The following is a 26,972-nucleotide window of genomic DNA, read 5'->3' on the forward strand; positions in this document are numbered from 1 at the left end:
TTAGCTGTTTCTTAGTTGGCGCTCTTCCTCAAGGTCGGCGGGATCGATGGGATGGCCGTGGTTGTAAGTGGTCATGTCCTGCTCGCTGACCTTACGTAATACGCGGCAAGGGTTGCCGACGGCCACTACATGATCGGGAATGTCTTTGGTGACCACGCTGCCGGCGCCGATGGTGGTGCCGGCTCCGATGGTCACACCCGGGCAAATCGTCACGCCGGCGCCGATCCAGCAATCGTCACCGATCGTCACCGGCGAAGTATACATGTACTCGCGTAGGTCGGAATTGATGGGGTGGCTCACGGTGGCAATGGTGACATTCGGCCCGCACATCAGCCCCTTGCCGATTTTCAGCCTGCCGTCGTCGATGAACGTGCAACCGACATTGATATAGGCACCTTCACCGATGGAAATATGGCTGCCGTAGGCGAAGCTGAATGGTGGTTCGATCCAGAATGTCGCGGCCTGGGCCCCGTCGATGTGGAAAATCCTGGCCATTAGTTTCACACGGTTTTCGGTATCCGCCGGATCTGATGCGTTGAATTCACGCATCAGCCTCTTTGCCGCCAAGCGCTCTTCAGGAAGCCCCTCACACTCGTCGGTGAACAGCAGCCCCTCTTCCATTCGTTGATGCATCGTTTTCATAATGGATATTCCTTGATCTAACTTAATTTTGTATTACTTATAAATTTGTATACGTTATCTTATTTCTTCACCTTCAATGGTCACATTTTTCAGCCAACGATAACGGCGATAGTGGATGGACACCGCGGGAAGCTTGATGATCTCGTCGATATTGAGCAGCACATAGACCACCAGAACCGGCAGTTTGAAAACAAATGCGACCAATGACCCCAGCGGGATGACGATCAGCCACATCACCACCGAATCACACAGGAGGCCAAACTTGGTATCGCCGCCGGCCGGGAAAATGCCGTTGATCGTGGTGACATTGATGGATTTGCCGATCACATAATACGAACAGACAACCAGCATGACGGAAAGATAGCTCGTCGCACGGGACGATAATCCAACAAAACGAAGCAGCAACGGACGTATAGCAAGAATCGCCAGACCGGTAACGACACCAGCCAGTATGGCGAACTTCGTAAGTTCCCCTCCCGTACGTTTGGCCCTCGCAAACTCGTTGCGGCCGAGCATATTGCCGACGATCACATTGCCGGCGTTGCCCAGCCCGATGCAACCGCATACCAGAAGATCCTTGACCATGTTGGCTATGGCGTTGGCCGCGACCGCGTCACCGTCGAGATGACCCATGATGACGGTGTACATGCTAAAACCACCGCCCCAGACAATCTGATTGCCCAAAAGCGGCAGACAGTAACGCCAGAAATCGTGCTGCAGCCGAGACTCGCGGCGCAGGATGTTTTTGAGGCCGAAATGAGCCCAGCCATGAATGCGAAGGATCAGCATCAACCCCAGCCAGATCAATACCTGAGAGGCCAGATTCGAGACGGCCGCGCCCAACACTCCCATCTTTGGAGCACCGAACCAGCCGTAAATCAGCACCACGTTCAGCGCAAGATGCACCAGCAAGCCGGCGAAACTGACCCAAGTGCCTTGAGCCACCAGTCCGACGTTCCTCATCAGGCAGAGCAGCACCTGGGAGGCGGCAAGAAAGAAATACGACGGCGCGGAAATCCGCAGATATTCGATACCTACGGGAATCAAGGAAGGGTCATTGGTCATGAACCTCATCAACGCGCCCGGCGCCAAAACCAGCAGCAGGAAAAATATCAACGAGACAAGAAGAACAAAACGCATTACAAAAGCGGAGACTTTCGCAACCGTCACCCTGTCTTTGATGCCCCAATACTGGGCGACCAACGTGCTCATGGCCACCGTCAGGGCGGTCAGAAACAGCGAAAAGATGAATTGGAATTGCGCGGCAAGCGAGACTCCCGCCAGCTCGTTCTGGCCGACGCCTGCCATCATCAGCGAATCCGCACACGAGGAAAGAGCTACCATGAACTGTTGCGCCGCCATGGGCAAAGCAAGCGGCGCAATCAGTCGGAGGAACGACGAACGCGAGGAATCCTCAATGCCGTCGCCGGCTTGCCTGTCATGGCTGCTCACAGGAGAGGATTCTTCAGCATTTTTCGTCATGAGATAAGTCTATTAATACTATCTTCCACAAGTAGAACAAAAAGTGCCATAATATACCTTGAAACTATAAATACATACCAAAACCGTCAATGGCCATAGACAGCAGAACGGGAGTAATAAAGGAGAGCGACACCATGAACGGGATTCCCGTCTCCAATGACGAATTGCAGGCAAGGCCACAGCTCTACGCCGACGGATCGGAAGTCGTGCACTACCGCTATCCGACCGACTTCCTTTATGTGGATGACGCACGACTCAGCGATTTCCCCAAAACCAAGCGTTGTGCCATTGGCATGTCGACCTTGAATTCACCAGAATGCTCGAAGGACACATGGACTACTTCATCGACGGCAAAGTCGTGCGGGTTAATGAAGGCGAAACCATATTCGTCAATTCCAAAAGGTTGCATTACGGTTTTTCAGCCGACAAGACGGATTCCAAATTCTATTGCATCCTCTTCAATCCCATCGAGGTCAACGCGCCGGACGAAATCACCAAACATTTCATATTGCCGATTATGGAATCCACAGCCATGCCTTATCTGGTACTGCACGACGAAGGCGGAGCAAAAGACCCCATCATCAAGCTGCTCGACACGCTTCACCGCCAGAGCAACAAGCCAACCCTGCCATTGACCGGTTTGGGGACATTTTTCAACATCGCAAGAATACTGTACGAACGAATGAAAGCTCTGGACGAAAAAGGGACGACTCCCGCAATTCCAGAAAACGGCCAAATCGGCGCTTTGCGCAAGATGACCAGCTATATCCGCCGTCATTACAGCGAAAACCTCACCCTGCCCGCAATCGCCACTTCGGGATCGGTGGGCCGAAGCACCTGCGACAACATTTTCCGGAAATTCCTCGCCCAGTCCCCCATTCAATACACCACCGGGGTGCGAATCGGAGCAGCCACGAACCTCCTACGAGACACGGAACTTTCAATCACCCAAATCGGTCGCCGTGTCGGCTTTCCCTCGCCCAGTTACTTTGCCGCCACTTTCAGGGAACTCATGGGATGCACGCCCAAGGAATATCGCGCGAAAAACGCAAAAGCGATATAACCGACATATCCCAAAAGCTCTATTATCACTGGTAACGCTCAAAGCAAACCAAAGAACGTTCAAACGGAAGAAGAAATCATGACAACACCCTCGTTCATTATCGAGATGCGCAAGAAAATCGGACATGATCTGTTGTGGCTCAACGGGGTCACGGGACTTGTCAAGGATGGCAACGGCCACATCCTGCTCGGGCAGCGGGCCGATACCGGCGAATGGGCGATGGTCTACGGCATCAACGAGCCAGGCGAGCAGCCCGCCGACACCGTGGTGCGAGAGATCAAGGAGGAAACCGGTATCGACGCCGAAGTCACCGATCTGGTCGCCGTCATCTCGTCGTCCGAAATCATCACCTATGCCAACGGCGACCGCACGCAGTACATGGACCATTCGTTCCTCTGCCGTCTGGTGCCTGGAGGCAACGCGGACCCGTTCGTCGGCGACGACGAAAGCCTTAAAGTCGGCTGGTTCTCGCGCGACAATCTCCCCCAGCCGCTTGCCAAAAGCACCGTCGAGCGTCTTAGAATCTTCGACGAATACCAACGCAACAACGCCAACGGCGATGCCCATGCCTTGTTCATCCAAAATAACCAGCTGCAATAGGGCAAACTGCATCGCGTCTCCATGCGAAAACAGCCCGAACCACAATGCTCACTATTGGGACATTTGACTCCGAACAATCCACAATAATATCGAATAATGATTTTAATCATATTTTGATTTGCAGTTTTGCGTTAACCTCGTTAATATATGAAGTCAGTTCATCAATATGGAATTGACATGGACGGCGGTTACCGATGAGGGAATGACCCGAGGAGGTGTCAGATGCTCGAACACAGCGAATCCGCAACGCCTCAGCCTTGTGCACAATCCTTCTCAATCGACCATCTTGCGCCTTCGATGCCTGACTTTCCCGACGACCCGGCACATGCCACAGCACCGCAATCGGTCGTCTCCGAACGCAACCGTTCAAGGACCTTGTGGCATCTGTATCGCTACGGCATCTCCTCGCGAGCGCAAATCGCCAAAGCCCTCGGCCTCACCCCCGCCGCCATCACGAAAATCACGGCGCGTCTAATCGAAGCCGGCATCGTGACCGAAACCGGCGATATGGAAGGCAGCAAACGCCGTCGCTCCATCGGGTTGAAAATCGACACCACCCGATTCCATTTCATCGGTGTCAAATTCGCGCGCAGCCTAGTGCAAATCGGCGTTTTCGACCTCAAAGGCAAACGTCTGAGCCTTACGGACATGCCGCGGGTCAGCGATGACACGATTGACGCCGCCATCGACGCCACACACAAGACCATCGATTCTCTGCTGGCCGCCGACCCCTATATCGTCGCCATCGGCATGGCCGTACCCGGGCCGTACCTGCACGGCACCGGTTACGCCGCGCTCGTTTCCAGCATGCCGCACTGGCGCAACATCAATTTCCAGAAGGAATTCGGACAGAACTGCCCCATTCCCGTTTTCATCGAACAGGACGCGCGTGCCGGCGCGTTGGCCCAACGGCTTTTCGGCACACTTGACGATGCCGGCAGCCTCGCTTATTTTCTGCTTGGCGAAGGCGTCGGCCTCGGGGTCATCGAAAACGGGAGGCTCGTCTACGGCAATCTCGGCGCCTCCACCGAACTTGGCCACGTCTCCATCGATGCCGTCGATGGCAGAAAATGCGAATGCGGCAATGTCGGTTGTCTGGAATGCTATTGCTCAGCCGGCGCGATCCACGAGCAAATCGACAAACTCGGCATCATCCACGGCTCCGAGGCAATGACACATATCGAAGCGTGCAAAGCCTTGTTCGCCCTCGCCGAAAAACAAAGCGGGGATACCCCGCAAATCCGTCAAGCTCGTGGTTTGGTCGCCGACATCGGCCGCTACGTGGGCTACGGATGCGTCATCATCTGCAACGTCTTCAACCCGCGTCGTATCGTGCTGGGCGATATCGGGGCGCTTGGCGGGCAACAGCTACTCGACGCTGCGCAAGCGATTGTCAACCAACGAGTCATCCCCGAAATCGCCCAATCCACCGAAATCACCTTTTCCAGCCTGCCCACCGACGCGGCCGTACTTGGTGCCGCTGCTACGGCCATCACCCAATTTTTGGACCGTCCTTCCTATTTCCGGGCCGCTCGGCCGCCAGGAAACGCGCGATAACCTCAAACGGAATCGATTCCATGCCGACTTTTAGCCGAAATGGATAACGCAACCAATCAATCGACAATTTCATAATTGAAAAACGTATAAAAGATGTAAGAAAGGATCATATCATGACCAAGCCAATCGTTGTCTCTCTAGGAGAATTGCTCTGGGACATGCTCCCCACCGGAAAGCGCGCAGGCGGCGCTCCCGTCAATTTCGCCTATCACGCCGCGATGAACGGCGCGGAGGGCCACGCCATCAGCGCCGTGGGCGAAGACCCGCTGGGCGATGAACTCGTCGAGGCGATCAAACAGTCCGGAGTCGAGTCCATCGTGCAGCGCAACGCCTGGCCGACCTCCACCGTCGAGGTCGCTCTGAAGAACGGCATCCCGGAGTACACCATCATCAAGGGCGTGGCTTGGGACCACATCCTTTACACCCGCGAGCTGATCAACATGGTGCAGAGGGCCGACGCGATCTGCTACGGCACCCTCGCCCTGCGCAGCCAAGAATCGCACGACACCATCGTCGAGCTCCTGAAGCACGCCAAGCCCACCGCGATGAAATTCTTCGACATCAACATCCGCGGCGACCACTATTCCAAGGACCTGATCAACGAACTGCTCGGCTACGCGACCGTCTTCAAGATCAACGACGCGGAGCTCTTGCTGCTGCGTGACATGTTCGGCATCCGCGGCACCTCCGACGAAGAGGCCTGCAACTGGTTCACGGAAAAGTACGACCTCAACTACGTCATCCTAACCGGCGGCTCGACCTTCAGCACCATCATCGCCAAGGACGGAGAATCCTCCACTTTGGACACTCCGCGCGTGGATGTGGTGGATACCGTCGGCGCCGGCGATTCCTTCTCGGGCACGTTCACCGCCAAGGTGCTCACCGGCGCGTCACTCGTCGAAGCGCACCGCGCCGCCGTCAACACCGCCGCTTTCGTCTGCACGCAGGCCGGCGCCTGGCCGCAATACCCGGAGGACATTCCCGACTATCTGGCACAAGCCGAGAAATAAACCACTGAAAACGAAGTAGATTTTCCATTCTATTGAATTTCAGCATGTCGGAGTGCGAACGTTATGTTGGCGCTCCGACTTTTATTGCGTAAATCAGGCAAAGAAACCGCGACACTTGACGCGGAAAATTACGCTCAGAGACCGTCTTGTGATAACCGTCGCAGCGACAAGCTAAAATGAAGAGTTCCGGCGCAAACCGGGACTTGACAATTTGATAATTGAAAATTTGGGGATGATCGGTTTCGACGGTGACCTGTTCGTCGCAGGGAAGCGTGCCGAGAATGTGGAGTCCACTCGAGATGACCTCCACGAAACAACAAGTGCTAAATCTAATCGCACTGAGTTCGCTCTCGCTGCCTGAGCTTCGCGCCAGGATTAACCGGTGAGCAGCTGCTCCGTCCACTCCTTCTCGTCTTCGGGAGGATGTTGGGCGTCATTAGAGGACTTGCTTGAGCCATTGAACCACAGGGTGACTCAGGGACTTTAACTGTAGATATGCTCGCCATCCATTGTCCGCGACACGGATGGGGGCAGAAAAACTGCCAAAAGGCCAGCGGACTACGCACGTAGAAGACTGAGGGTTCGGTCATCGGACCGGGGTTCAATTCCCCGCATCTCCACTGTTCAAATGCCGCCAGGGTTCGCCTTGGCGGCGTTTTTCGTTGTGGTTACGTCGTTTTCAAGCCGTTCGCAACGATAGTAAGCCAAAGTAGTTTCAAGGTATTTTGACACGTATCTAAGTGTCTATATGGGTCGTTTGGTGGGTCTTGTTGGTCGCCCGGTGAGTCTTTCATAGGTCGTTGATGGCATTCTCGTTATCTATTTGTACATCAAGAGAGACTAGACTTGGCAACCATGAGAATCGTGTTGCAGAAAGTCAGTAAAGCCGATATCGACGTCGTCGACGAAATCAGCGGCGAAGTTGACAAATCATTCGACCCACAGCATATCGGAATCGGATATGTGTTGCTCGTCGGAGTCAGTGATGAGGACGGGCAGGAACAGATCGACTGGCTTGCCAACAAAATCAGCAAGCTGCGCGTGTTCGAAGACGAGAACGGGAAGATGAACCTTTCACTGGCGCAAGTCGGCGGCGAAATCCTGTCGATTTCGCAGTTCACGCTGTTCGGCGACGTGCGAAAAGGCAACCGGCCGAGCTTCATCAAAGCCGGAAAACCGGAACATGCCAAACAAATCTGGCTTGATTTCAACGACGCGCTGAAAGCACAAGGCATCAACGTAAAGGTCGGCCGTTTCGGTTCGCACATGCGGGTAAGCCTGACCAACGACGGCCCGGTGACCATCCTCTTCGACACCGATGAGCTCATGGCCAAGCACTGATAAAACTAAAACCGGTCACTTAATGATCGGGCGAAGCGGGGCCGAAACGTCGACCTGGTGCTTGTCGCCGATCTTGGTCGGGTCGTTGATGATCTTGTCGACCACGGCCTTTTTGAGCTTCATGTCGGAGGCGTCACCCCAAACGATAACCCGTTGGCCGCCGTTCAATTCAGTGGTGATGGAATCCTGCGTTTTGGCCGTCACCTTGGTGATGGCGCCACGCGTGTTCCCGTCAAGAAGACCCAGCACTTTCAAGGCCTGCTGAACGGAACGGTCTCGAAGGCTCGTCTTGACGTCGTTCACTTCGATGACGGGAATGCCCTTGGTCGAGACATTGCCGACCTTGTTGAGCACACGCCCGTAACCGTCAACGGCGGTCTCGCTGCCGTCTGGTGTCTGGAGCATCGCTGCGGGTTCCTGTGCGGTGATGGTGACTTTCATCGCTTGCGGATAGACCTTCTCAACCTTGGCCATCGAGACTCCAGGAATGCTTTTTAGCTCCTGCTCGACGTCCCCGCTTGAGACCAGCAGTAGCGATTTGCCTGCCTGCTTGTCTGCGATGGAAACGACCCTGGCCTTGCCGACCCATTGGTTTTCGCCGGATACCGAAATCTGGTGCGGATCAAGTAAAAAGACCGGCGAGAAGAAAAGAACCCATCCGAGAGCCACCAAAAGCGCAAGAACCACAAGGGTTGCCAAGACTTTAGTCACCGTCTTGAACGCGCTGACCCGTCGCCGCTCTTTGAGCCGCGCGTTGAAATCGATGACTTTGGGACGCGCCGCAACGCCCAACGAACCAGAAGTCTGGTTCAAAGTCTCACCGACCAAGTCCTCGTTTTTCAGTGCTCGAGCGTCGACGAAGTCTCCGGGAGCACTTTTGGTGGCTGCATTGGCGGATGAAGCCGAACGCGGCGAACGGGCAGGCTGCGACGTGTCGTCAGTATCCGTCAACGGCTCGTCGATGCCATACTTCGGCCTTCCGGATTGGCGACGATGGAAAAAGCCTACGGTTTTCTTGTTGCGAGATGGCTGTGCCCCGGCGGATTGAGCTGGTTTGCCACCCGTCAACGCCATTTTCGAAGCGCTCGCCCTACGTTTTGCGCGGCGGGCATCAACCGTCGTATCGTCACCGACGGGCGTGCCGGATGCCACCGAACGCGCCTGACGCAGCGAATCCTCTTTTGTACGGCTGCGCGACGAACGCGATTTGTTTTGTGAGTTTTCGCCCATGCGGAAATCCGAATGTCCCGTTTTCCCACGTCTGCCTGTCCGCACGCCGAAATCATTGACCATCGGTTCGTCGTGCGATGTCGATGAGGATTGGGACGAGGATGCGGAGCTCCGCCCGCGTCGGGGTGAACCGTTTTTGCCGCTGCTCGAGCTGGTTACACGACGGCCGGCCATCAGCGCGACTCCTGTGCGCGCGCCCTGAGCATTGCGAGCATGACATCATCCATCGTGGTGACATCACCCGCCCCTACGGTGATGAGGACATCTCCGGGGTTTGAATGGCGGACCAACGTTTCGGCACCGGTTTCAAGGTCCTTCGAAGCGGCGATCCATCCCTGAGAAGGGTTATGGGACAAGCTTTGCGCCGCGTCAACAACGACTTGGGAGGTGATATCGGGGAAATCCTCCTGTCGCTCACGTGCCGGGTAGATCGGCGCGATGACCACGTCATCGGCCTTGGCCAGTGCGGCGGCAAAACGGCTGATGAAGAACTTGGTCCGGCTGAACAGATGCGGCTGGAAAAGCACGCGGATGATCGAATCCGGGTAGCGGCGGCGTGCGGCGTCAAGCAGCGCGGCGATTTCGGTAGGATGGTGGGCATAATCATCGACCACCGTTACCCCGTCGGCGACACCGTTGACCTCGAAACGACGCGACGCCCCCTTGAACGTTGCCGCCGTGCGGGCGGCGAGCGCCGGATCCATGCCTAGCAAAGTGGCTACGACGATCGCCGCAGTCGCGTTGCGCGCGTTATGGATGCCGGGAATCCCCAAGGTGACGGGTATACGGCGAACTTCCGCGAATCCTGCAAAACCGGCCGGCAGCTCGATGGTGAACCGTTCTGTGCCGTCTCCCGCACTTTCCTGTTCGGAAAGGATGCGAACGAGCCGGAAATTGCCGCCCTTGCCGGTTTCTGTATTGTTCAAACCGACGATTTGAGCGATATCGCCAGTCGGATTGGTGGTATAGCAGATGGTCCTGGTCGCCACCTCGGCCGGCAGCGCACGCACGATGGCCTGGGCCCCCGTGTCGTCGATGGACATGACCACATATCCCTTGGCATGTCGGGCATATTCGACGAACGCCTGCTGGTAGTGCTCGGCGTCGCCGTAATGGTCGAGATGGTCGGCTTCGGCGTTGGTAATCAGAGCGAATTGCGGCCGGTACTTTTCGAAACTTCCGTCGGATTCGTCGGATTCAGCCACCAATACGTCACCGCCGCCCGCGTGCCCTCCGTCGATGGCAACACCGTCGGGACCCTGAATGGAACCGCCGATGGCGTAGCTCGGGTCGGCAAGTCTGACGGATTGCGGTGTGGCCGCAGCCTCGGCATCGGACTCGACACCGGCATTGACAAGAATATGAGAAATCAGCGAACTGGTGGTGGTCTTGCCATGTGCGCCGGCGACGCTGACCGCGCATTTGCTGGCCATGAGCAGCGCCAGGATATCGCTGCGGTGAACGATACGCGCTCCGGCAAGTGCCGCGGCGACGATTTCCGGATTGTCAGGTTTGATGGCGCTGGAGTAGACGACGGTCTGCGCACCTGCAACGTTCTGTCCACGCTGACCGAAATAGACGTTGATACCCAATGCTGTCAACCTATCGGTTTTGGCATTGGCCTCACGGTCGGAACCGGTGACTTCAACGCCTTCTTCATGCAGCATCTCGGCCAGAACGCTCATGCCGGCTCCGCCGATGCCGATGAAATGAGTACGTCCAAGCGAGGCCAGCGTATCCGACGGGCCGAACGCGGCCTTCGTCGGGTCAAGCACGATGGGTTCAGAGCCATTATTTGACTGCACGATACGCTCCTTGAACGCTAGATTTCACGATGAAAAACATCACTGATGCCGTTATACCTGATAATCCCGCCTTGCCGAAGCCCAAGCCGCAAACCCACGCAGACTGCTTGCAATTGGCATCTTGCAAGTCCGCGACTACTTAAAAAACTGACGAATTGCCGATTGCCATCGACTTTGCCGTTGCGTAACCCCGTGCACCTTATAAAACTTTAATGGCAAAAGGACAGCACATAGACGGGATTCATCACTGTCATATTACACATCAATGACTGCGTCCGGCGTAGCCCAGCACGATGCCGGCCATGGTTTGCGCGGCGTCGCGAATGCCGTAATCGTAAGCTTTGCGGCCCATTGCCTGCAGACGTCCGGCATCGGCAATCAGGGCGGGTATGTGCTCACGTACCCAAGCCGACGAAAAATCACTGTCGGCGACCATAAGCCCGCCTCCGGCATCGACCACCGGCTGGGCGTTGAAACGCTGTTCGCCGTTACCGATAGGCAAGGGGACATAGACCGCGGGCATGCCGATGGCAGCCAGTTCGCTCACAGTGCCAGCCCCGGAACGACAGATCACCAGATCTGCCGCGGCAAACGCCAGGTCGATGCGTTCCAGATATTCAGCAACATGGTAATCGCCAAGACCTGCGTGCGCCGGATCCAGGTCAGTAAGCGCCTGCTCACCCACCGTACTCCTTACTCGCTGGCTGACTTCGGCACCTTTTTTCCGTCCGGTAAGGTGGATGACCTGAGCCACTTTCAGCAGTTCTGCGGCGGCCCCGCTCACGGCCTCATTGAGGCTCACCGCGCCCAGGGAACCACCGGTGATAACCACCAGTGGACGCTCGGGATCGATGCCGAGCTGTGCGGCGGCGGACTGGCGTGCCGTTTGCTTATCGTTTTGCAGCTTTTGGCACAAATCCGCCATCACCGGCCGCAGCGGAAGCCCGACACGGCGGATTTCAGCATCGCCATGTGCCTTGAGACCTGTGTTTTCGTAAGCGGTACCGATGAAATCGGCCCATCGGGCGCCGAGTTTGTTGGCCATGCCGGCACGCGCGTTCTGCTCGTGGATGATGATGGGCAGATCCATGGAATGCGCGACCGTATAGACGGGAGCAGAAACATAACCGCCGAAACCGACGACCACGTCCGCCCGACGAGCTTCAAGAATCGCACGGACTTTCTTCTGCTCCTGACGCCAACGACCCGGGAAACGCAGCGCCTGCATATTGGGACGCCGCGGGAACGGCACCTTGGCGATGGTATCAAGCTCGAAACCGGCCTGCGGCACCAACTCCTTTTCAAGACCAACATCGGTGCCAATCACGCTGATGGCGGCCTGCGGATCCTCACGTTTGATGGCGGCGGCGACGCTCAACAGCGGGTTGACATGCCCGGCCGTGCCGCCTCCGGCCAATACGATATGCTTCATATGCTCTTTCCCTCGGCTTGCCTTGACATCCAATCGACACAACCTTTAAACGCCAATATCGTTTCAGATACGCTGTGCGGCGATATTGGCGTGAATCTGCGGTTGCATCTTCATCATACTGGTAGCCACGCCTGCCGCGAACAGACACATCACCAGACTCGACCCACCTGCCGAGACGAACGGCAGCGGCACACCCATCACCGGCAGCAGGCCGATGACGACCATGATATTGACGAGCGCCTGGCCGACAATCCAGATGGCGATGCAGATCAGCACGCGCGAGGCGTATTTGTCGGGTGTCTGCAAAGCGATGACGAACATGCACCAGCCCAGGATGGCGAAGAGGATGACCACGGCCGCAGCACCCACGAACCCCGTCTCCTCGCCGATGATGGCGAAGATGAAATCGTTGTGGGCCTCAGGCAAGTAATTCCATTTCTCACGGGAATTGCCGATACCGACGCCGAAGAAACCGCCGGAAGCCATGGCGTATTTGGCATGCATCGACTGATAGCACTCCCCCTGCAACGCGGAAGCCGGACAGGGACGGTAGGCCGCTGTAATACGAAGCATACGGTTCGGACTGGTAATGACGAATAGAACGACCAAGACCACAAGAGCAAGGCCGGAGCCTACCAGCCATTTGGTGGGGAAACCGCCGACCAGCATCGCCGTGACTCCGATAGCCACAAGAATGAGCGCCGTTCCCAGATCGCCGCCGAGCATGACGGCACCAAGGCAAGCCAAAAAGACGACAACCATCGGCAGATAGGCTTTGAATCCCTGAGTCTTATAGCGTTTCGCGGCCCTGGCCACCGCCCACGGCATCCACATGCACAGTGCAAGCTTCATGACCTCGGCCGGCTGCATGGTGAACTTGTTCTTGATGCCGATCCAGCCGGTATTGCCGTTGATGGTGACCCCCAGCGGAGTCATCGTCAGCAGCTGGAGGAAAATCGAGAAAATCACGAATCCCAACGAGATCTTGCGGTAGCGGTCCGAATGCACATGCATCGCGCCGACACAGACCAGCAGGCCGATCAGGCAGTAAAGCCCCTGGCTCAGCGCCTGTTTCCATGGAGAAAGGTTGGCGGCGATCATGGTGACCGAAGAGGCGGAAAAGACCATGACCACACCGAAACAGGTCAGCGCGATCACGGAAATACGGAACCCGTAGTAGCACCACAACGGGTTCAGCAAAGCGCGAATGCCGCTGTAATCGGTGACGTCGATGGTGTCGGAGGTGTCTGTGGGAAGCGGGTTGTCGGATTGGGACAATCCTTTGGCTTTATGATACAGAACGCTGATTCGGGATCGGGATTGTTGCTTGTCGCCATCGATTGACGCGGAATTCTGATTCCCGGTCCGCGAGATTTTGGATGTGGAATTTCGACTACCGCGACCTTTCTTTTTGGCCGGGTCAGCCCGCTGCTTCTCATCCCGATTGTATACGCGTCTAGCCATGTCTGCGCACCCAGTCTTGGGCGGCGTCGGCGAATTGGGAGCCGCGGTCGGCATAGGAGACGAACTGGTCCATAGAAGCACAGGCGGGCGCCATCAGTACCACATCCCCACTTGTGGCATATGCGCCGGCAGCTTCGACAGCTCGGGCCATCACGCTTGCCTTGTCATTCGGGTCGATAACGGTTAGCGGGATATCCGGCGCGCTGGCGCTGAAGGCCTCGAGCATGGGCTTCTGGTCGACGCCGATGATGACGGCGGCTTTGATGGTTTTGGCCTGGTTGGCCACAAGATCCTCGAAATGCCCGCCTTTGGCAAGCCCTCCGGCAATCCAGACCACGGACTTCGGCTTGTAGCTGGAAAGCGAGGCATGGGCGGCATGGGCATTGGTGGCTTTGGAATCGTCGACGAAGCGGACGACACCGCCGTCTTCCAGATGCGCGGTGGCGACGGTCTGGATACGATGGCCGCCGGGTGCAAAGGCACGCAGTGCATCGAGACAGCGGCCCGGATCAGCGCCCAAACCCATCGCAAGGGCAAGCGCGGTTATGGCATCAGCAAGCAGATGCGGGTATACAGTGCCGTCAGGCTCGCACAGATGGGAGAATTCGGTGACTTTGGCCAACGTGTTCATATCCCCTTCCGGGGCACCGGCCAAACCGCTGGTATCGACTATCCAGCCGTCGGCAATGCCGATCTGGCCAGGCTGCGGGGCATTGAGCGTGAAACCGATCTTGCGGCATTCTGGGCCGGTCTGGGCTTCATCGGCCAACGCGGAAACACGCTTGTCGTCGGCATTGAAGACCAATACGCGCTTGGCGTTGTGGAAGACCTTGGATTTGTCGGCGGCATAATTGGCCATGCCACCGTGCCAGTCGAGATGATCGGCGGCGATATTGGTGATGGCCGCGCAATCCAGTGCCAACGAATCGGTGAAATGCATCTGGAAACTGCTCAGTTCCACGCACAAGGCATCATGCTTCGGATCTACGGCGGCGAGACTGACGGATTTGCCGATATTGCCCACCGCTGGAGCGTCCATACCGCAATGGGTGAGCATAGCGGAAACCATCTGCGTGGTCGAGGTCTTGCCGTTGGTACCGGTGATGCCGACCCATGGCGCCGGCTCATGCAACGTCGAATGCTCGGCGGGAACCCGCAAGGCCCAAGCCAGCTCGACTTCGCTGATGACCGGAATACTACGACGCTGGGCTTCAAGGATGAAAGGCGTACGCGGGTTGAAAACCGGCGAAGCAACCACGATGTCGACATCATCCCAATCGATATCGTCGAAGGAATGCAGATCGGCCTCGGGCTTCTTCTCGTCGACACTGATCACACGCCCGGCACGGCCCTGCAAGGCTTCCACTGCACCACGGCCGGAGACCCCTAGACCCGCCACCAGTACGGTTCTGCCGCTCACATCCAGAGCCGATGACCCGTTTGCCGCGCCGTCACGACGCACCGATGAAAATCCGGAATCCCCTGCTGCCTGCATCTAAAACTTCCTTTCCAAGCTTTGGCCGTCAACGCCGTATTCGATATCGTCGCCTACACCAGCAAGCCGGTACGCGACGCCCAATCCGTGTAGAAAATCACGAGGCCGATGAGCACGAACATGAATTCGATCATCCAGAAACGCACGACGACCTTCTGTTCGCTCCAACCCATCAGCTCGAAATGATGGTGGATAGGCGCCATCTTGAAGACGCGTTTGTGGGTGAGCTTGAAACAACCGACCTGGATGACATCGCTCATCGCTTCGATGACGTAGAGCCCGCCGATGATCACAGCAAGGAATTCGGTGTGCGTGGCAATGGAAAGCGCAGCGAAAAGACCGCCCAAAGCCAGCGAGCCGGTGTCTCCCATGAAGATGGTGGCCGGGTTGGAGTTGTACCAGAGGAAGCCGAAGCAGGCCACGGCCGCGCAGGCCGCGATGATCGTCAGGTCCAGCGGGTCGGAAACCGCATAGGAATAACCGGGCTTCGGACCACCCTTGACGTGATAGCTTTCCCAAAAGGCGATGATGGTGTAACCGGCCAGGGAAATCATCGAGGAACCGGTGGCAAGCCCGTCGAGTCCATCGGTGAGGTTGACGGCGTTGGTCCATGCGATCATCAGGAAATTGACCCAGATGACGAAAATGATGATGGCGACGGCCTTGCCTGCGAATTCAAAGCTGAAGAACGGGTGCTCGATGAAGCTCATACCCGCCTGCGCCGAAGGAAAGCCGGATTTGGTGGGAATCAGCAGCGCCAACACCGCGTAAATGGTAGCGAAAACAAACTGGCCGAAGAACTTGCCGCCGACACTCAAGCCGGTGTTCTGCTTTTTGCGCACTTTCGCGAAATCATCGATGAATCCCAGGCTGCCCATGGAAACCATGGCGAAAAGCACCAGAACCGCCGACCACGAAACGGCCTGACCGCCAGTCAACCCGCGGTACACAGCCGAAGCGCCCCAACCAAGCAGCACGGCAAGGATAATGACCACGCCGCCCATCGTGGCGGTGCCACGCTTCAACAGATGCGACTGTGGACCGTCCTGACGAATGTACTGGCCGTAATGGAGCCGATGCACGAGTTTGATCATGGCCGGCGTACCGACCATCGTGACCACGAGCGAGACCACGATGCCGATGATAAGGGAAATCAATGTTTCGGCTCCACTTCTGTACGTTCCTGCTTTTTGGCGTGCGCCCAACGTTCGGCCAAGGCGGAAAGCCCCGAAATATGCGATCCTTTGAGCAGCACAACGGTATTTTCATGCCGGCGGGCGGCCTCGGCGACCAGCCGCTCGGCCTCACCCGCACTATGTACCCATTGCACCACGACGGGGGTACGCGTTTGACTCTTTGCCGCGTCCACGTGCTTTTCTTCCGCTTCGGCGCCCTGTGCCAACGCTTGGGCCAATTGGTCGAAATGCTTGTCGGTCTCGTTTCCTACGGCAATGATTTCGTCGATACCAAGCCCCGCGGCATATTCACCGACTTGCCGATGCAATTTGAGCTCGTCTTCGCCAAGCTCAAGCATGGCTCCCAACACGGCGATACGATAGGGTTTTGCGTTCTTAGCCGTCTGCAACCCATCACCGGCAGACTTTTCGGCAGTCTCCCAACGGGCAAGCCCGTCAAGCCCCGCACGCGTGGAGTCGGGGTTCGCATTGAAGGAATCATCGATCAACGTGAAATCGGCATCGTCAAGTTTCACGCTCGACACAGCCATGCGATGAGGACTGATATGTTTCACATTGTCAAGCCCCGAAGCGATATCGGCCAGCGGCATCCCAAAATAGTATGCGACGGTGGCTGCAGCAAGCGCATTCACGACATTGTGGGCCCCTCCGATTCCGAGATGCACCGGCGTGCTGGAACCGTCAGGAGCCACCAGAGTGAAGCTCGGACGATCCAAGGAATCGACGGTGATATCAGTGGCAGTCATCCGCCGAGCATCTGGTTTTGCATTGCTATCAAGCCCGAACCAAAGAACCTTGCCGGGCGCGAATTTCGTCATAGCCGCCACATGCTTGTCGTCTGCGTTAAGCACGGCGATGCCGTCGGGCATCAGTCCCTGCACAATCTCGCTTTTGGCTTGGGCGATACGTTCGACAGAACCGAATTCCCCCAAATGGGCGACGCCGACTTTCAAAACCACAGCGAGATCAGGAGGAACGATTTTCGTCAGATTGGCGATTTCCCCGACATGGTTGGCACCCATTTCGGCGATGAAAAAGCGGGTGTACTCCCCTACTTTCAAGGCAGTCAGCGGCAGGCCGATGTCGTTGTTGAACGAGCCGACCGGCGCCACCGTCTCGCCAAGAGAAGCCAGAAGGGAATGCAGCAGGTCCTTGGTGGTGGTCTTGCCGACCGACCCGGTGATGCCGATGACGGAAAAAGCAGAATCAAGCTTACGGCGCCGTACAATATTATGGTGAGCCAAACGCCCCAAGGCCTTTATGGTGTCGGAAACCACGATCTGTGCGATATCGCCGACGCCGTCGATAGCGTGATCAACCAGCGCCGCCACCGCGCCTTTTGCACCCACACCGGAGACAAAATCATGCCCGTCCACACGTTCGCCCTTAATGGCGACAAAAACCGAACCAGCCTTGACTTGCCGGGAATCGCTGAATGTCGAAGTCGCCACTGCGCCAAGGGGGATCTGAAAATCAGAGCCAACAACGATATGCCCATCGACCGTCTGCGCGATCTCTTCGATCGTCATCGGCATCATACCGGGCTGGCCGTCTGAAATCCCTGTCATCTTAGTGCTCAACGCATGCCACCTTTTGTCTCATATGTATCTCAATATCGCTTGCAATGCAGGTTGCAATCAACTCATGCAAACCGTATCAAACGGACTGTCGTCAAATAAAGTTTTCACTGCATTTCCTTAGAGACACGCAGCGCGTTGCGGATATTGCTGCGGCGCACCCCAGCATCCAGCGCCATGGCGATTGCCAGCGAAAGCCTGCGTTGGGCCTGCAGACCGTTTGCCGGCCCACTCTGCCCGACCAGCCAATTGGATTCCTCGGAACAGGAGACCAGACGCTTGTGTTCGTCAATGATGAAACCATAACGGTTCCGAACCGATTCGAGCATGTCGACCGATTGAGCCCTGTTCAGCGTTTCGATGGACCCCAACACATCAACACTGACGCCTTCAAGCGCTCCGGGGCGCAGGGTCTCACTGTCGGCGGAAACCACCATCGCCGCAGCCCCATCCTCCGAGCAGACCGCCAATGTGTGCTGGACGTCAAGGATTCCCAGAGGATAATTCATTTCAAGCTCACGTTCCAGCGAACTGGAACCCGCACGGCTGACGATACCCACAGGGTTGCCGAGCATATGAAGAAAATCGGCCAAGCGCACCACATCGGCCTGAGTTTCTTGGTCGTCCTCGCCGCAAACCACGAATACCGCCATGGTATTGGCCGGCATTCCCGCGATATCGGAAGCCAGCGCCCCCATGGTTTCGGGGTCGGGGGTGGCAAACAGCACCGGAACCCCTACGGATCGGGCTTGTGAGGCAAACGAAGGCGGCACCAATACCGCATATGCGCCACGGGCCACGGCCACAGAAAGCAACGATGGGTCATCATCGCCTTTGAGCACATAAAGGGCTCCCGGACGCACCGAATCCGGACTATCGGCAATCGAGGTAACCGTAACGCCGTCAGAAAACTTGGGCTCAAGCTTGAACCCGTAATGGCTGGCGATATAGCCCAAGGTCACACGCCGCGAAATCGATTCGCTCACCACGCTCATGCTTCGACCCCTCCCGTCGGAAACGTTGGGCAGCCAGCAGTCACTGCCGCTCGATTCGATTTCATAGCCGTGTGGGCACCTGCCGCCATTGTCACCACGACACAGGAATAGCATTGTTGCGCGGAGTCGAGGCCGGGACCTCATACTTCTGCATAAGGAATTCACCGATTTGCTTGAACAGCGTGCCGCTGGTGAGGCCGCCGAACATGCCCTGCGGGTTCTTCATCGCCACTGTGACCACGAAACGCGGGTTGTCGGCGGGAAGAATGCCAGTGAAATCGCCTACGATGCCATCGAGCGCGCCGCTGGGTCCTGCGACCTGCGCGGTGCCGGACTTGCCGGCGATGCGGTAGCCGTCGATGCCGGCCGTTCTGTGGTACTCTTCGGCGGCTGACTCCATGGCATTGAGCAGCTGCGAGTCGACGTTCGGGTCGAGGATGCGCGTACCTTCGTCCTGAGGCATTTCGGTGACGTGTCCGTCGGCATCTTGTGTTGAGGCGACGATGGACGGCTTGCGGTAGATGCCGCCGTCGGCGATCGAGGCGATGGCGTTGGTGATCTGAAGGATGTTGGTGGAATAGCCCTGCCCGAAGAGGATGGTGTCGCGGGTGCGCTTGTCCCAGGCGTTGGGGTTGGTGAGCGTTCCTCGCGATTCGCCGGGAAGGTTGAGACCGGTGGGCTGCCCGATGCCGAATTTGGTCAACATGTCGTAGCGGTCCTGGTCCTTGTAGTTGTCGGAGGCCATGACCATGCCCACGTTGGAGGACTGCTGGAGAATGCCGGCAAGGGTCCAGTTGGAAAGCGGGTGACTATCGGAATCGGTGAAGACCTGATTGTTTTTATCTAAACGATCGGGAACTTGGAACTGGTCGGTCATCTGGTGGACGCCGTGCTGCAAGAGGCCTGCCATCGAGAAGGTCTTGCCGATGGAGCCGGGTTCGAAGGTTTCGGAAACCGCACGGGAGACGTTCAGTTTGGCCTGGTCGCTGCCAGCTTGGATCTCGTCAGAATCGTCCAGCGCGATGATCTGATGGGTGCGCGTATCGATGACGCAGGCTATCGCCCAATCGGCGTGATACTGCGCCTTGCCTTCGGTCAGCACCTTCTTGACGAACCAGTCCACATCCGCGTCGATGGTCAGCTTGACATCGCTGCCGTTGCGAGCAGCCTTGGAATCGGTCAAGGTGCCGGGAATTTCGACGCCGTTGTTGCCTTGCTGGTAGATCTTATAACCGTCAGCGCCGGCGAGCGCCGCGTTCTGGACCTGTTCCATGCCCGAGGCGCCGTTGGCCTTGTCGTCGACTCCTCCGAGGAAGGCACCCATCAGCGTGCCGTCGGAATAGACGCGGTTCTGCGAAAGTTCGCCGTAAACGATGCCACCGAGGCCAAGTTTGTCGAGCTTACGTTTGGCTGCAGGTTCCACATCCTTTTTCAAGACGACATAACGGCCGGACCCGGCAAGTTTGCCTCCAAGCTCCATGGGATCCATGCCCAGTATCGGCGCGGCCATCCTGGCCACACGCGCGGCGCCGACCACACCAAGGGTCTTGCCTCCCTGTTTCTTGGTCTGCGTGCAGTTGTCGGTGATCTGCGTGCTGCATATCGGGTCGTATTCCTGTGCGGCTTTCGGGTCCCCGATAATCGTATAGCGCTCCACGCTTTGCGCCAGAACGGCCCCGTTGGTGTCCAGTATCTTGCCACGCATGCCGTGGACGGGCACTTTCAGTGTACGGCCCGCCGTCGCCGCTTCGGCCATCTCGCGGCCGTTGAGCAGCTGAAGATTGGCCAACTGACCGAAGCACACAATGAATACGATCGCAAGCACCGTAGCGATCACGGTGCAACGCGACACGAATTGTTTGCCTTTGCTTTTCTTGGCGCCTGTTCGCATATCACTGACCTTTACCCGTAGGTTGGTATCCCTGAAGATCTATCGACAGCGGACCGGACTGAGGCACCATGCCCATTTTCTGGGCACGGTCTGGAAGACTTGCCTGCAAGCCGTCAAGCTGTGCCTGATCGTCCTCGACATCCTGGTTGAGCTTGCTGATGGACGACTGCACCTGTGCCGCCTCGAAGGAATTCTGCACCATCTGGGTACGCAGGGCCAGAGAACCGAGCAGCGCCGCGAAGAGGAAGACCACCGCGATGATGACGTGGACCACCGAAACCGTTCTGATACGGCCCAAAATCCCTGAAGCCACATTGTCGCTGTCCTTTTTCTCCTTGCCGCCGGCAACCACCTGGAGCTTGGGACGTGAGGATGCCGCACGGGTATCGTCGTCACGCCCGGCAGGGGCAATACGGGAACGAACCGATCTTGCTGTCGCTGTGCTCATCATCCCCTCCTTTTCCTTCGGTTGTCTCGTTTGTCTCGATTGTCATGCAAAAACTCGCCACGCACATTGCCGCCAGCCGTCGGATTTTCCCGGGCATCCTGCGCAAACCGATTGTGCCAACGTTCGGGAAGCTCACGGGAAAGCTCGATCCCACGCAATCTGACGGGAGCCGAGCGCGGGTTATACTCGATCTCGGCTTCATCCGCTTTGATCGCCCCCCGGGTCAGTTCCTTGAAGAACGGCTGCGCGTCCGGAGGAACGACCGGCAGATCGGCCGGCGCATCGACCACGAGCCCTTGGGCCATGAACGTCTTGACCGTGCGGTCTTCGAGCGAATGATAGGACTCGACCACCAAGCGGCCGCCGACGTCGAGCCTGTTGGCAATCTGCGGCAGCGTGCGCTTGAGCTTGTCAAGTTCACCGTTGACTTCGATGCGCAGGGCCTGAAAGACGCGCTTGGCGGGGTTGCCTTTGGCTCGGTGGGCCTTGGGCACGACACGATCGACGAGAACATCGAGCTGGCGAGAGGTCTTCAGGGGCTCCTTTTCACGCTGGCGCACGATGGCTCGGGCAATCGGTCTGGAGAAGCGTTCCTGGCCATATTCGCGGAAAACCCGAACCAACTCGTCTTCGGAATATTGTGCCAAAATCCCTGCGGCGTCAAGGCTTTGGCCGGTGTCCATGCGCATGTCGAGCGGGGCGTCATGGGAATAGGAGAATCCGCGATCGGTTTCGTCAATCTGCAGGCTGGAAAGCCCCAAATCCATAAATGCCGCATCGACGCGGTCCAGCTTCAAATCGTCAAGCACATCGCCGAACTCATCGAAGGCCGCATGAATAGGTGTGAACCGGTCATTCAACCCTGCTTCCTTCATCCGTTCGCCGGCCATCGAAAGCGCTTCTTCGTCGCGGTCGATGCCGATCAGTCGGGCCTGTGGGGCGGCCTTCAAAAAAGCCGTCGCGTGCCCGGCCAGGCCGAGCGTGCAATCGACCACCACGGCACGCGGATGTTCAAGCGCGGGGGTGACCAGCTGGACACATTCGTCCAGGAGGACCGGGGTATGGATGTTGTTGAAATCTCTCATCACCACTCCACCGCCGGCAATACGTCATCAGCTATGTCGGAATAGCCTTCCTCTTGGTCGGCAAGATAGGCGTCCCACGATTCCTTATTCCAGATTTCGGCACGGGTGCCGACGCCGATCACCACGATGTCATTGCCCAAGCCCGCGTAACTGCGCAGGTTCTGCGGCACCAAAACGCGGCCCTGCTTGTCCGGTTCGCCCTCAACGGCACCGGAAAGGAAGACACGCAGATAGCTTCTGGTGGCCTTGTTGCCCATTGAAGCACGCTGGATACGCGCCGCTATACGACGGAATTCGGTTTGCGGCAAGAGATAGACGCATTTTTCCTGACCGCGGGCCATCACCATGCCCGTGCCAAGTTGGGCGCGCATTTTGGCCGGCAGAGCCATACGCCCCTTCTGGTCAATTTTCGGGGTATAGGTGCCAAGCAGGAGAGGTTCTGGCGCAGGCGATGCAGATACGGCTCCGTTGGCCGCATCGGACGTTTGAATCGACGAAGTGGCGGGATTGGAGGGATTGATGTTCATGGAAGAAAAGGCGGGAACGGAGGAATCAGGAAACGGTTCGCCGCTGATGGGATTTTTATCGCGCCCCGCCATTCCGCCTCCTCCTTTTGGATAACTGCCAACAATCTGTCAAGTCTTACAACTACTTCACCACTTTACCCCACTTGTCACCATTCTTCCCCACAAAAACGCAAAAATCTCAATTTTTCTTCAAAAAAACTTGTCTCATGGCAGTTTTTACGATTTCTAGACTCCAAAAAATTCAATCCTGCCATTTTGCGATACACAAAACATCCTGCGAGGAGCGATTTTCATAAGACCGAGGATTCAATAGTCGCTTAATCGATACACCTGCCCGAACGATGCCGAAATAACGAGAATTTCAATCCGTCGAAACGGCATTTTCCAAGAGCACAATCAGCTCAAAAGAAATAGGGAGTGCAGGCTAGAATTATTAATTCGAGTTTTCAAGTAACAAACGCAACCGGAACCACCCAAATGAAGGGGAACGTATACATGTCGAGCTACTCCTCGCAAATCGACGAAGAACAGCATGCGGTCGATCGCGCTTACGGACGGCTGGATTCCTTACGTTCACAGACCCGCTCGCGTCTCGACACGGTCCGCGCAGCCGGTGCCCATGGTTCCCCCACCATGCGCACCGAACGGGATTCCTTTGCCACGATGTACGAGGACAGGCTCACCCAGTTGCGCGGCGTCGAAGACCGGCTGGTTTTCGGACGCATCGACAGCGACAAGGGCGAAAAACGCTACATCGGGCGCATGGGACTTTCCAGCGAAAACCACGAGCCGATTCTGACCGACTGGCGGGCTGAGGCCGCACGGCCGTTCTACGAAGCCACGCCATCCCATCACGGCGACATCGTCATGCGTCGGCACATCACGTTGAATTTCCGAAAGGTCGTAGGCATCGAGGACGAGGTACTCGACGTCAACTCCGGACAGGTCGACGAGGCTCAACAGGCCGGGACGCTGACCGGCGAAGGTGCGTTGATCGCCTCGCTCAATTCCAAACGCACCGGCAAAATGACCGATATCGTAGCCACCATCCAAGGCGAGCAGGACCGTATCATCCGTGCGCCGATGGACCGCGCGATCGTGGTGCAGGGCGGACCGGGAACAGGCAAGACCGCCGTGGCGCTGCATCGCGCAGCCTATCTTCTCTACACTCACCGGCGCAGGCTCGAACGCTCCGGCGTTCTTGTGGTGGGGCCGAGTTCCGCTTTTTTGCGTTATATCAACCAGGTGCTGCCCTCGTTGGGTGAGACGGGCGTCGTTTCGCGCACCATCGGCGACCTGGTGCCGGGCTTTGCCGCTCAGAAAATGGATTCACCTCGGGCCGCGCAGCTGAAAGGTGAGGCACGCATGGCCAGCGCCATCGCCAATGCCGTCGCCGCCCGCGAACGCGTCCCCAAGCACCTGCCGACGGTTCGTGTCAACGGCATGGATGTGCCCATGCGCAAAAGCGATATCATACAGGCACTGGAAGATGCCAAGCGCACACATTCCCCGCATAACAAGGCCAGAGAGACCTTTGTGCGCAGCGTTTTGAGCGCCATGCGCAACCGGTACGTCGAAAACCTTGACTATACGCCGGAACAGTCGGAAATCTCCGATGCGGCAATGCAGCTGAAAATGCATGACGAGATTCGCAAGGCGCTGAACTTGGCCTGGTTGCCCATGAACGCCCCATGGCTTATCGACCAGCTTTTCGCCAAGCCCGCACAGCTGCGCCGATTCGCCCCATGGCTTACCGACGCCGATATCAAGGCGCTGACTCGACCGAAGCACTCCCCGCTTACCGTTTCCGACATCCCGCTGCTCGACGAGGCCATGGAGCTGCTCGGGCCCGACCCGAAAGTCTCAGCCCGTGAAGTGGCCGCCAAGGCCAAACGAGCCGAAGAGGAACAGTTCGCCAAGGACACGCTGGCTCAAGCCGGAATCGGTTCGGGCATCGTCACCTCCTCCACGCTGGTCGACAACATCAACGGACTGGACGCCGAAGCCGTGGCCCAGAAGGCCGGCTCTGACCGCGAATGGACCTACGGGCATATCGTCATCGACGAGGCTCAGGAGCTGACGGCCATGGATTGGCGGATGCTGATGCGCCGCTGTCCCTCGCGTTCATTCACCATCGTGGGCGACGTGGCCCAGACCTCCGCTCTGGGCGGAACCCGCCGCTGGGAGAAGACCATGGACCGCCTGTTCGGAACTGACGGCTGGGACCTCAAAGAGCTGACGATCAACTATCGCAACCCACAGGAAGTCTCGCAGCTGGCCACCCGTTTCGCCGAAGACGAGGGACTGTACGTGTCGACCACCAAGGGCGTGCGAACGATGGCCGATTCGGTGAAACGCGTGAATATAGGAGATGAAGAGGCTTCCGAGGCCCACATTTTGCAGACCATCGGCGATGAAACGCTGGACTTGGTACGGCAGTTCATTTCCGATGACGGAACCGGACGGGTCGCAGTCATTGCATCCGACTCGTTGAATACAGCCATACGGCAGAATCTTTACGCTCGTTTGCTGGCAATCAAGGGCGAGGCCCTCGCCTCGAAACTGATGGGAATCGACGGGCAGGACGACCAGACAGCTGCAAACGCCAGTCTTGAAGGGTCTCTGAGCGATGCTCCTTTGAGTGTCTGTGACACTCAGATGATCAAAGGCTTGGAATACGACGCCGTGGTTCTTGTACAACCCGGTAAAATCGCCCAAGACGCGCCATCACGACTCTCAGGTGCAGCCGATCTTTACGTGGCTCTGACTCGCCCGACACAACGACTTGTCATCATCGAAACCGAAAACGACAAAAGCCTGCTCGATATATAAAACCTCAAAGGACAACCAGTATTGACATGAATATGCTGTGACAGTTCGACGACAGAACCAAACTGTCGCAGCATAGCCGTACTGCGCTAAAACTCACTTACTGCGCAGCCGGCCTAGAGCAACAGAAAACCGTTGAAATCTTTTCATTCCAAAATTTCAAAATGTAGGATTGCAACGGTTGTTCACGTATGTTGCCCATGTATGGAGGAATCTTGTTGGTTTCAATATGCTATTTGCCAGAAGTGGCCTTGTCTTGTTTCAAATCGTCGATGGCCTTCTGAAAATCAGACAGTCCGTTGAAATTCTGGTAGACGCTGGCGAAACGCAGATAGGCGACCTCGTCGAGTTCACGCAACGGCTTGAGGATGGCTTTGCCGATATCCTCGGATTTCACCTGTGCCAAACCCTGACTGCGCAAATCCTCCTCGACCTGCTGCCCCAACTGTTTCAGCGCATCTTCATCAATAGGCCTGCCCTGACATGCCTTGCACACCCCGTCGATGACCTTCTGACGATCGAAGGGCTCCAAATTGCCGGAACGCTTGGTGACCAGAAGCATCGTTGTCTCAACCGTGGTGAATCTGCGGCCGCATTCAGGACATTCGCGTCTGCGTCGGATAGAATGACCATCTTCGCTGATACGCGTATCGACTACTTTCGTGTCATTATTCTGGCAAAAAGGACAATGCATATTGTCACCTTATCCAGAGGTCGGGAGAACAGTGTGTCTGCATCGAGACATATTCACACTCGATTACCTACTTGACGCCAAACGCAGCCTCTGGCGAAAACCTAACCTGCCGAATATATGCACCTGCGTTGGATCCTTGCCCCGGCGTCTGACGAAACAAACGAGCAGAGCCGAGGATTCATGCCTCTTCAGGAACCATGATCCTCTGGCCCGGTTGTAATTGAGCCGAATCCAACCGGTTCAGATCCATGATTTCGGCAACTGTGTCTCCGACATTCTTGTTTTCCGGGGTGATCTGCTGGGCATACGACCACAACGTGTCGCCGGGACGAACCGTATAGCTGACTACATCGGCGTCTCCGGTTGCCGAATTGGCGACATGCGGGGCGACCGCCTGCCAGCCGAAGAATACGACGACGGCCAACGCAAGTGCTGCAACAACCCTGTTGCGCATGATGCGATGACGATTTGCTGCACTCCGGGCCTTGCAACCACTGCCTTTTTCACTCATCTCTGCACTCCTTAGAACATTTGTACTAACGAACGTTTGTTCTATATTGGCACACTTGTTCGAAAAAAGCAAAGCGAAATCGAACATCTGTTTGATTT

At 57.0% G+C, this 26,972-nt stretch carries 22 protein-coding genes, 1 other RNA gene and 1 pseudogene; 8 read left to right on the forward strand and 16 right to left on the reverse strand.

Features of this window, described 5'->3' with window-relative positions:
- The gene (locus PT279_RS06215; protein WP_277166524.1) at positions 1 to 642 is read right to left on the reverse strand and encodes a sugar O-acetyltransferase; all 642 of its coding nucleotides are present in this window, start codon (positions 640 to 642) and stop codon (positions 1 to 3) included.
- A gap of 54 nt (positions 643 to 696) precedes the next feature.
- Positions 697 to 2,124, reverse strand: coding sequence for an MATE family efflux transporter (locus PT279_RS06220; protein WP_277166525.1), 1,428 nt, complete (start codon positions 2,122 to 2,124; stop codon positions 697 to 699).
- A 268-nt stretch (positions 2,125 to 2,392) separates the two neighbouring features.
- On the opposite strand from PT279_RS06220, the pseudogene PT279_RS06225 reads away from it, so the two are divergent.
- The 7 genes and pseudogenes from PT279_RS06225 to dtd all read left to right on the forward strand — a co-directional run.
- A pseudogene (locus PT279_RS06225) lies at positions 2,393 to 2,590 on the forward strand (cupin domain-containing protein); the annotation flags it as partial.
- Positions 2,591 to 2,641: 51 nt separating this feature from the next.
- The gene (locus PT279_RS09285; RefSeq protein ID WP_348519377.1) at positions 2,642 to 3,187 is read left to right on the forward strand and encodes an AraC family transcriptional regulator; all 546 of its coding nucleotides are present in this window, start codon (positions 2,642 to 2,644) and stop codon (positions 3,185 to 3,187) included.
- Positions 3,188 to 3,265: 78 nt separating this feature from the next.
- The gene (locus PT279_RS06235) at positions 3,266 to 3,787 is read left to right on the forward strand and encodes an NUDIX domain-containing protein (protein ID WP_277166526.1); all 522 of its coding nucleotides are present in this window, start codon (positions 3,266 to 3,268) and stop codon (positions 3,785 to 3,787) included.
- Positions 3,788 to 4,084: 297 nt separating this feature from the next.
- The gene (locus PT279_RS06240; RefSeq protein ID WP_277166619.1) at positions 4,085 to 5,344 is read left to right on the forward strand and encodes an ROK family transcriptional regulator; all 1,260 of its coding nucleotides are present in this window, start codon (positions 4,085 to 4,087) and stop codon (positions 5,342 to 5,344) included.
- A 113-nt stretch (positions 5,345 to 5,457) separates the two neighbouring features.
- Complete coding sequence (locus tag PT279_RS06245) at positions 5,458 to 6,354, forward strand: carbohydrate kinase (RefSeq protein ID WP_277166527.1); 897 nt, start codon at positions 5,458 to 5,460, stop codon at positions 6,352 to 6,354.
- 228 nt (positions 6,355 to 6,582) lie between these two features.
- Positions 6,583 to 6,977: a transfer-messenger RNA gene (ssrA, locus tag PT279_RS06250) on the forward strand.
- A 232-nt stretch (positions 6,978 to 7,209) separates the two neighbouring features.
- Positions 7,210 to 7,695, forward strand: coding sequence for a D-aminoacyl-tRNA deacylase (dtd, locus tag PT279_RS06255; RefSeq protein ID WP_277166620.1), 486 nt, complete (start codon positions 7,210 to 7,212; stop codon positions 7,693 to 7,695).
- A 15-nt stretch (positions 7,696 to 7,710) separates the two neighbouring features.
- Here the strand turns inward: dtd and PT279_RS06260 are convergent, their stop codons facing one another.
- The 12 genes from PT279_RS06260 to mraZ form a co-directional block, all read right to left on the reverse strand.
- Complete coding sequence (locus tag PT279_RS06260; protein ID WP_277166528.1) at positions 7,711 to 9,099, reverse strand: FtsQ-type POTRA domain-containing protein; 1,389 nt, start codon at positions 9,097 to 9,099, stop codon at positions 7,711 to 7,713.
- Positions 9,099 to 10,730 carry a UDP-N-acetylmuramate--L-alanine ligase gene (murC, locus tag PT279_RS06265; RefSeq protein ID WP_277166529.1) on the reverse strand — a complete coding sequence of 544 codons (1,632 nt, stop codon included), beginning with the start codon at positions 10,728 to 10,730 and terminating at the stop codon, positions 9,099 to 9,101. Before murC ends, PT279_RS06260 begins: the two co-directional genes overlap by 1 nt.
- A gap of 262 nt (positions 10,731 to 10,992) precedes the next feature.
- Complete coding sequence (locus tag PT279_RS06270) at positions 10,993 to 12,162, reverse strand: UDP-N-acetylglucosamine--N-acetylmuramyl-(pentapeptide) pyrophosphoryl-undecaprenol N-acetylglucosamine transferase (RefSeq protein WP_277166530.1); 1,170 nt, start codon at positions 12,160 to 12,162, stop codon at positions 10,993 to 10,995.
- Between the two features lie 63 nt (positions 12,163 to 12,225).
- A complete protein-coding gene (gene ftsW / locus PT279_RS06275) occupies positions 12,226 to 13,626 on the reverse strand; it encodes a putative lipid II flippase FtsW (protein ID WP_277166531.1) in 1,401 nt (466 codons plus the stop codon).
- Entirely contained in the window at positions 13,619 to 15,052 is a 1,434-nt protein-coding gene (gene murD, locus PT279_RS06280; RefSeq protein WP_277166621.1) for a UDP-N-acetylmuramoyl-L-alanine--D-glutamate ligase, read from the reverse strand. Before murD ends, ftsW begins: the two co-directional genes overlap by 8 nt.
- Before the next feature lie 122 nt (positions 15,053 to 15,174).
- Entirely contained in the window at positions 15,175 to 16,278 is a 1,104-nt protein-coding gene (gene mraY, locus PT279_RS06285) for a phospho-N-acetylmuramoyl-pentapeptide-transferase (RefSeq protein ID WP_277166532.1), read from the reverse strand.
- Positions 16,275 to 17,855, reverse strand: a complete 1,581-nt coding sequence (gene murF, locus PT279_RS06290; RefSeq protein WP_277166622.1) for a UDP-N-acetylmuramoyl-tripeptide--D-alanyl-D-alanine ligase — start codon at positions 17,853 to 17,855, stop codon at positions 16,275 to 16,277. The genes mraY and murF overlap by 4 nt, the downstream gene beginning before the upstream one ends.
- Positions 17,856 to 18,001: 146 nt before the next feature.
- Positions 18,002 to 18,889: a UDP-N-acetylmuramyl peptide synthase gene (locus PT279_RS06295; RefSeq protein ID WP_277166533.1), complete on the reverse strand. Its 888-nt coding sequence runs from the start codon at positions 18,887 to 18,889 to the stop codon at positions 18,002 to 18,004.
- Positions 18,890 to 18,980: 91 nt separating this feature from the next.
- Positions 18,981 to 20,780 (reverse strand): penicillin-binding protein 2, encoded by a 1,800-nt coding sequence (locus tag PT279_RS06300; RefSeq protein WP_277166534.1) that lies wholly within the window; start codon positions 20,778 to 20,780, stop codon positions 18,981 to 18,983.
- A 1-nt stretch (position 20,781) separates the two neighbouring features.
- Positions 20,782 to 21,231 (reverse strand): hypothetical protein, encoded by a 450-nt coding sequence (locus PT279_RS06305; RefSeq protein ID WP_277166535.1) that lies wholly within the window; start codon positions 21,229 to 21,231, stop codon positions 20,782 to 20,784.
- Complete coding sequence (rsmH, locus tag PT279_RS06310; RefSeq protein WP_277166536.1) at positions 21,228 to 22,313, reverse strand: 16S rRNA (cytosine(1402)-N(4))-methyltransferase RsmH; 1,086 nt, start codon at positions 22,311 to 22,313, stop codon at positions 21,228 to 21,230. Before rsmH ends, PT279_RS06305 begins: the two co-directional genes overlap by 4 nt.
- Positions 22,313 to 22,840 (reverse strand): division/cell wall cluster transcriptional repressor MraZ, encoded by a 528-nt coding sequence (gene mraZ / locus PT279_RS06315; protein WP_277166623.1) that lies wholly within the window; start codon positions 22,838 to 22,840, stop codon positions 22,313 to 22,315. Before mraZ ends, rsmH begins: the two co-directional genes overlap by 1 nt.
- A 495-nt stretch (positions 22,841 to 23,335) precedes the next feature.
- On the opposite strand from mraZ, the gene PT279_RS06320 reads away from it, so the two are divergent.
- Positions 23,336 to 25,672, forward strand: a complete 2,337-nt coding sequence (locus PT279_RS06320; protein ID WP_277166624.1) for an AAA family ATPase — start codon at positions 23,336 to 23,338, stop codon at positions 25,670 to 25,672.
- A 229-nt stretch (positions 25,673 to 25,901) separates the two neighbouring features.
- On the opposite strand, the gene nrdR is transcribed toward PT279_RS06320, so the two are convergent.
- Positions 25,902 to 26,363 carry a transcriptional regulator NrdR gene (gene nrdR / locus PT279_RS06325; RefSeq protein WP_277166537.1) on the reverse strand — a complete coding sequence of 154 codons (462 nt, stop codon included), beginning with the start codon at positions 26,361 to 26,363 and terminating at the stop codon, positions 25,902 to 25,904.
- Positions 26,364 to 26,541: 178 nt separating this feature from the next.
- The gene (locus PT279_RS06330) at positions 26,542 to 26,874 is read right to left on the reverse strand and encodes a LysM peptidoglycan-binding domain-containing protein (protein ID WP_277166538.1); all 333 of its coding nucleotides are present in this window, start codon (positions 26,872 to 26,874) and stop codon (positions 26,542 to 26,544) included.
- Positions 26,875 to 26,972 lie beyond the last annotated feature (98 nt).

It is taken from the genome of Bifidobacterium sp. ESL0784 (assembly GCF_029433295.1).
In the GTDB taxonomy this organism is placed as follows: domain Bacteria; phylum Actinomycetota; class Actinomycetes; order Actinomycetales; family Bifidobacteriaceae; genus Bifidobacterium.

Bases quoted from the DNA above. Each gene is read 5' to 3' on its own strand.
- PT279_RS06215 (WP_277166524.1), bottom strand. From the start codon at position 642: ATGAAAACGATGCATCAACGAATGGAAGAGGGGCTGCTGTTCACCGAC.
- PT279_RS06220 (WP_277166525.1), bottom strand. From the start codon at position 2,124: ATGACGAAAAATGCTGAAGAATCCTCTCCTGTGAGCAGCCATGACAGG.
- PT279_RS09285 (WP_348519377.1), top strand. From the start codon at position 2,642: ATGGAATCCACAGCCATGCCTTATCTGGTACTGCACGACGAAGGCGGA.
- PT279_RS06235 (WP_277166526.1), top strand. From the start codon at position 3,266: ATGACAACACCCTCGTTCATTATCGAGATGCGCAAGAAAATCGGACAT.
- PT279_RS06240 (WP_277166619.1), top strand. From the start codon at position 4,085: ATGCCTGACTTTCCCGACGACCCGGCACATGCCACAGCACCGCAATCG.
- PT279_RS06245 (WP_277166527.1), top strand. From the start codon at position 5,458: ATGACCAAGCCAATCGTTGTCTCTCTAGGAGAATTGCTCTGGGACATG.
- dtd (WP_277166620.1), top strand. From the start codon at position 7,210: ATGAGAATCGTGTTGCAGAAAGTCAGTAAAGCCGATATCGACGTCGTC.
- PT279_RS06260 (WP_277166528.1), bottom strand. From the start codon at position 9,099: ATGGCCGGCCGTCGTGTAACCAGCTCGAGCAGCGGCAAAAACGGTTCA.
- PT279_RS06270 (WP_277166530.1), bottom strand. From the start codon at position 12,162: ATGAAGCATATCGTATTGGCCGGAGGCGGCACGGCCGGGCATGTCAAC.
- ftsW (WP_277166531.1), bottom strand. From the start codon at position 13,626: ATGGCTAGACGCGTATACAATCGGGATGAGAAGCAGCGGGCTGACCCG.
- murF (WP_277166622.1), bottom strand. From the start codon at position 17,855: ATGATGCCGATGACGATCGAAGAGATCGCGCAGACGGTCGATGGGCAT.
- PT279_RS06295 (WP_277166533.1), bottom strand. From the start codon at position 18,889: ATGAGCGTGGTGAGCGAATCGATTTCGCGGCGTGTGACCTTGGGCTAT.
- PT279_RS06300 (WP_277166534.1), bottom strand. From the start codon at position 20,780: ATGCGAACAGGCGCCAAGAAAAGCAAAGGCAAACAATTCGTGTCGCGT.
- PT279_RS06305 (WP_277166535.1), bottom strand. From the start codon at position 21,231: ATGATGAGCACAGCGACAGCAAGATCGGTTCGTTCCCGTATTGCCCCT.
- rsmH (WP_277166536.1), bottom strand. From the start codon at position 22,313: ATGAGAGATTTCAACAACATCCATACCCCGGTCCTCCTGGACGAATGT.
- mraZ (WP_277166623.1), bottom strand. From the start codon at position 22,840: ATGAACATCAATCCCTCCAATCCCGCCACTTCGTCGATTCAAACGTCC.
- PT279_RS06320 (WP_277166624.1), top strand. From the start codon at position 23,336: ATGTCGAGCTACTCCTCGCAAATCGACGAAGAACAGCATGCGGTCGAT.
- nrdR (WP_277166537.1), bottom strand. From the start codon at position 26,363: ATGCATTGTCCTTTTTGCCAGAATAATGACACGAAAGTAGTCGATACG.
- PT279_RS06330 (WP_277166538.1), bottom strand. From the start codon at position 26,874: ATGAGTGAAAAAGGCAGTGGTTGCAAGGCCCGGAGTGCAGCAAATCGT.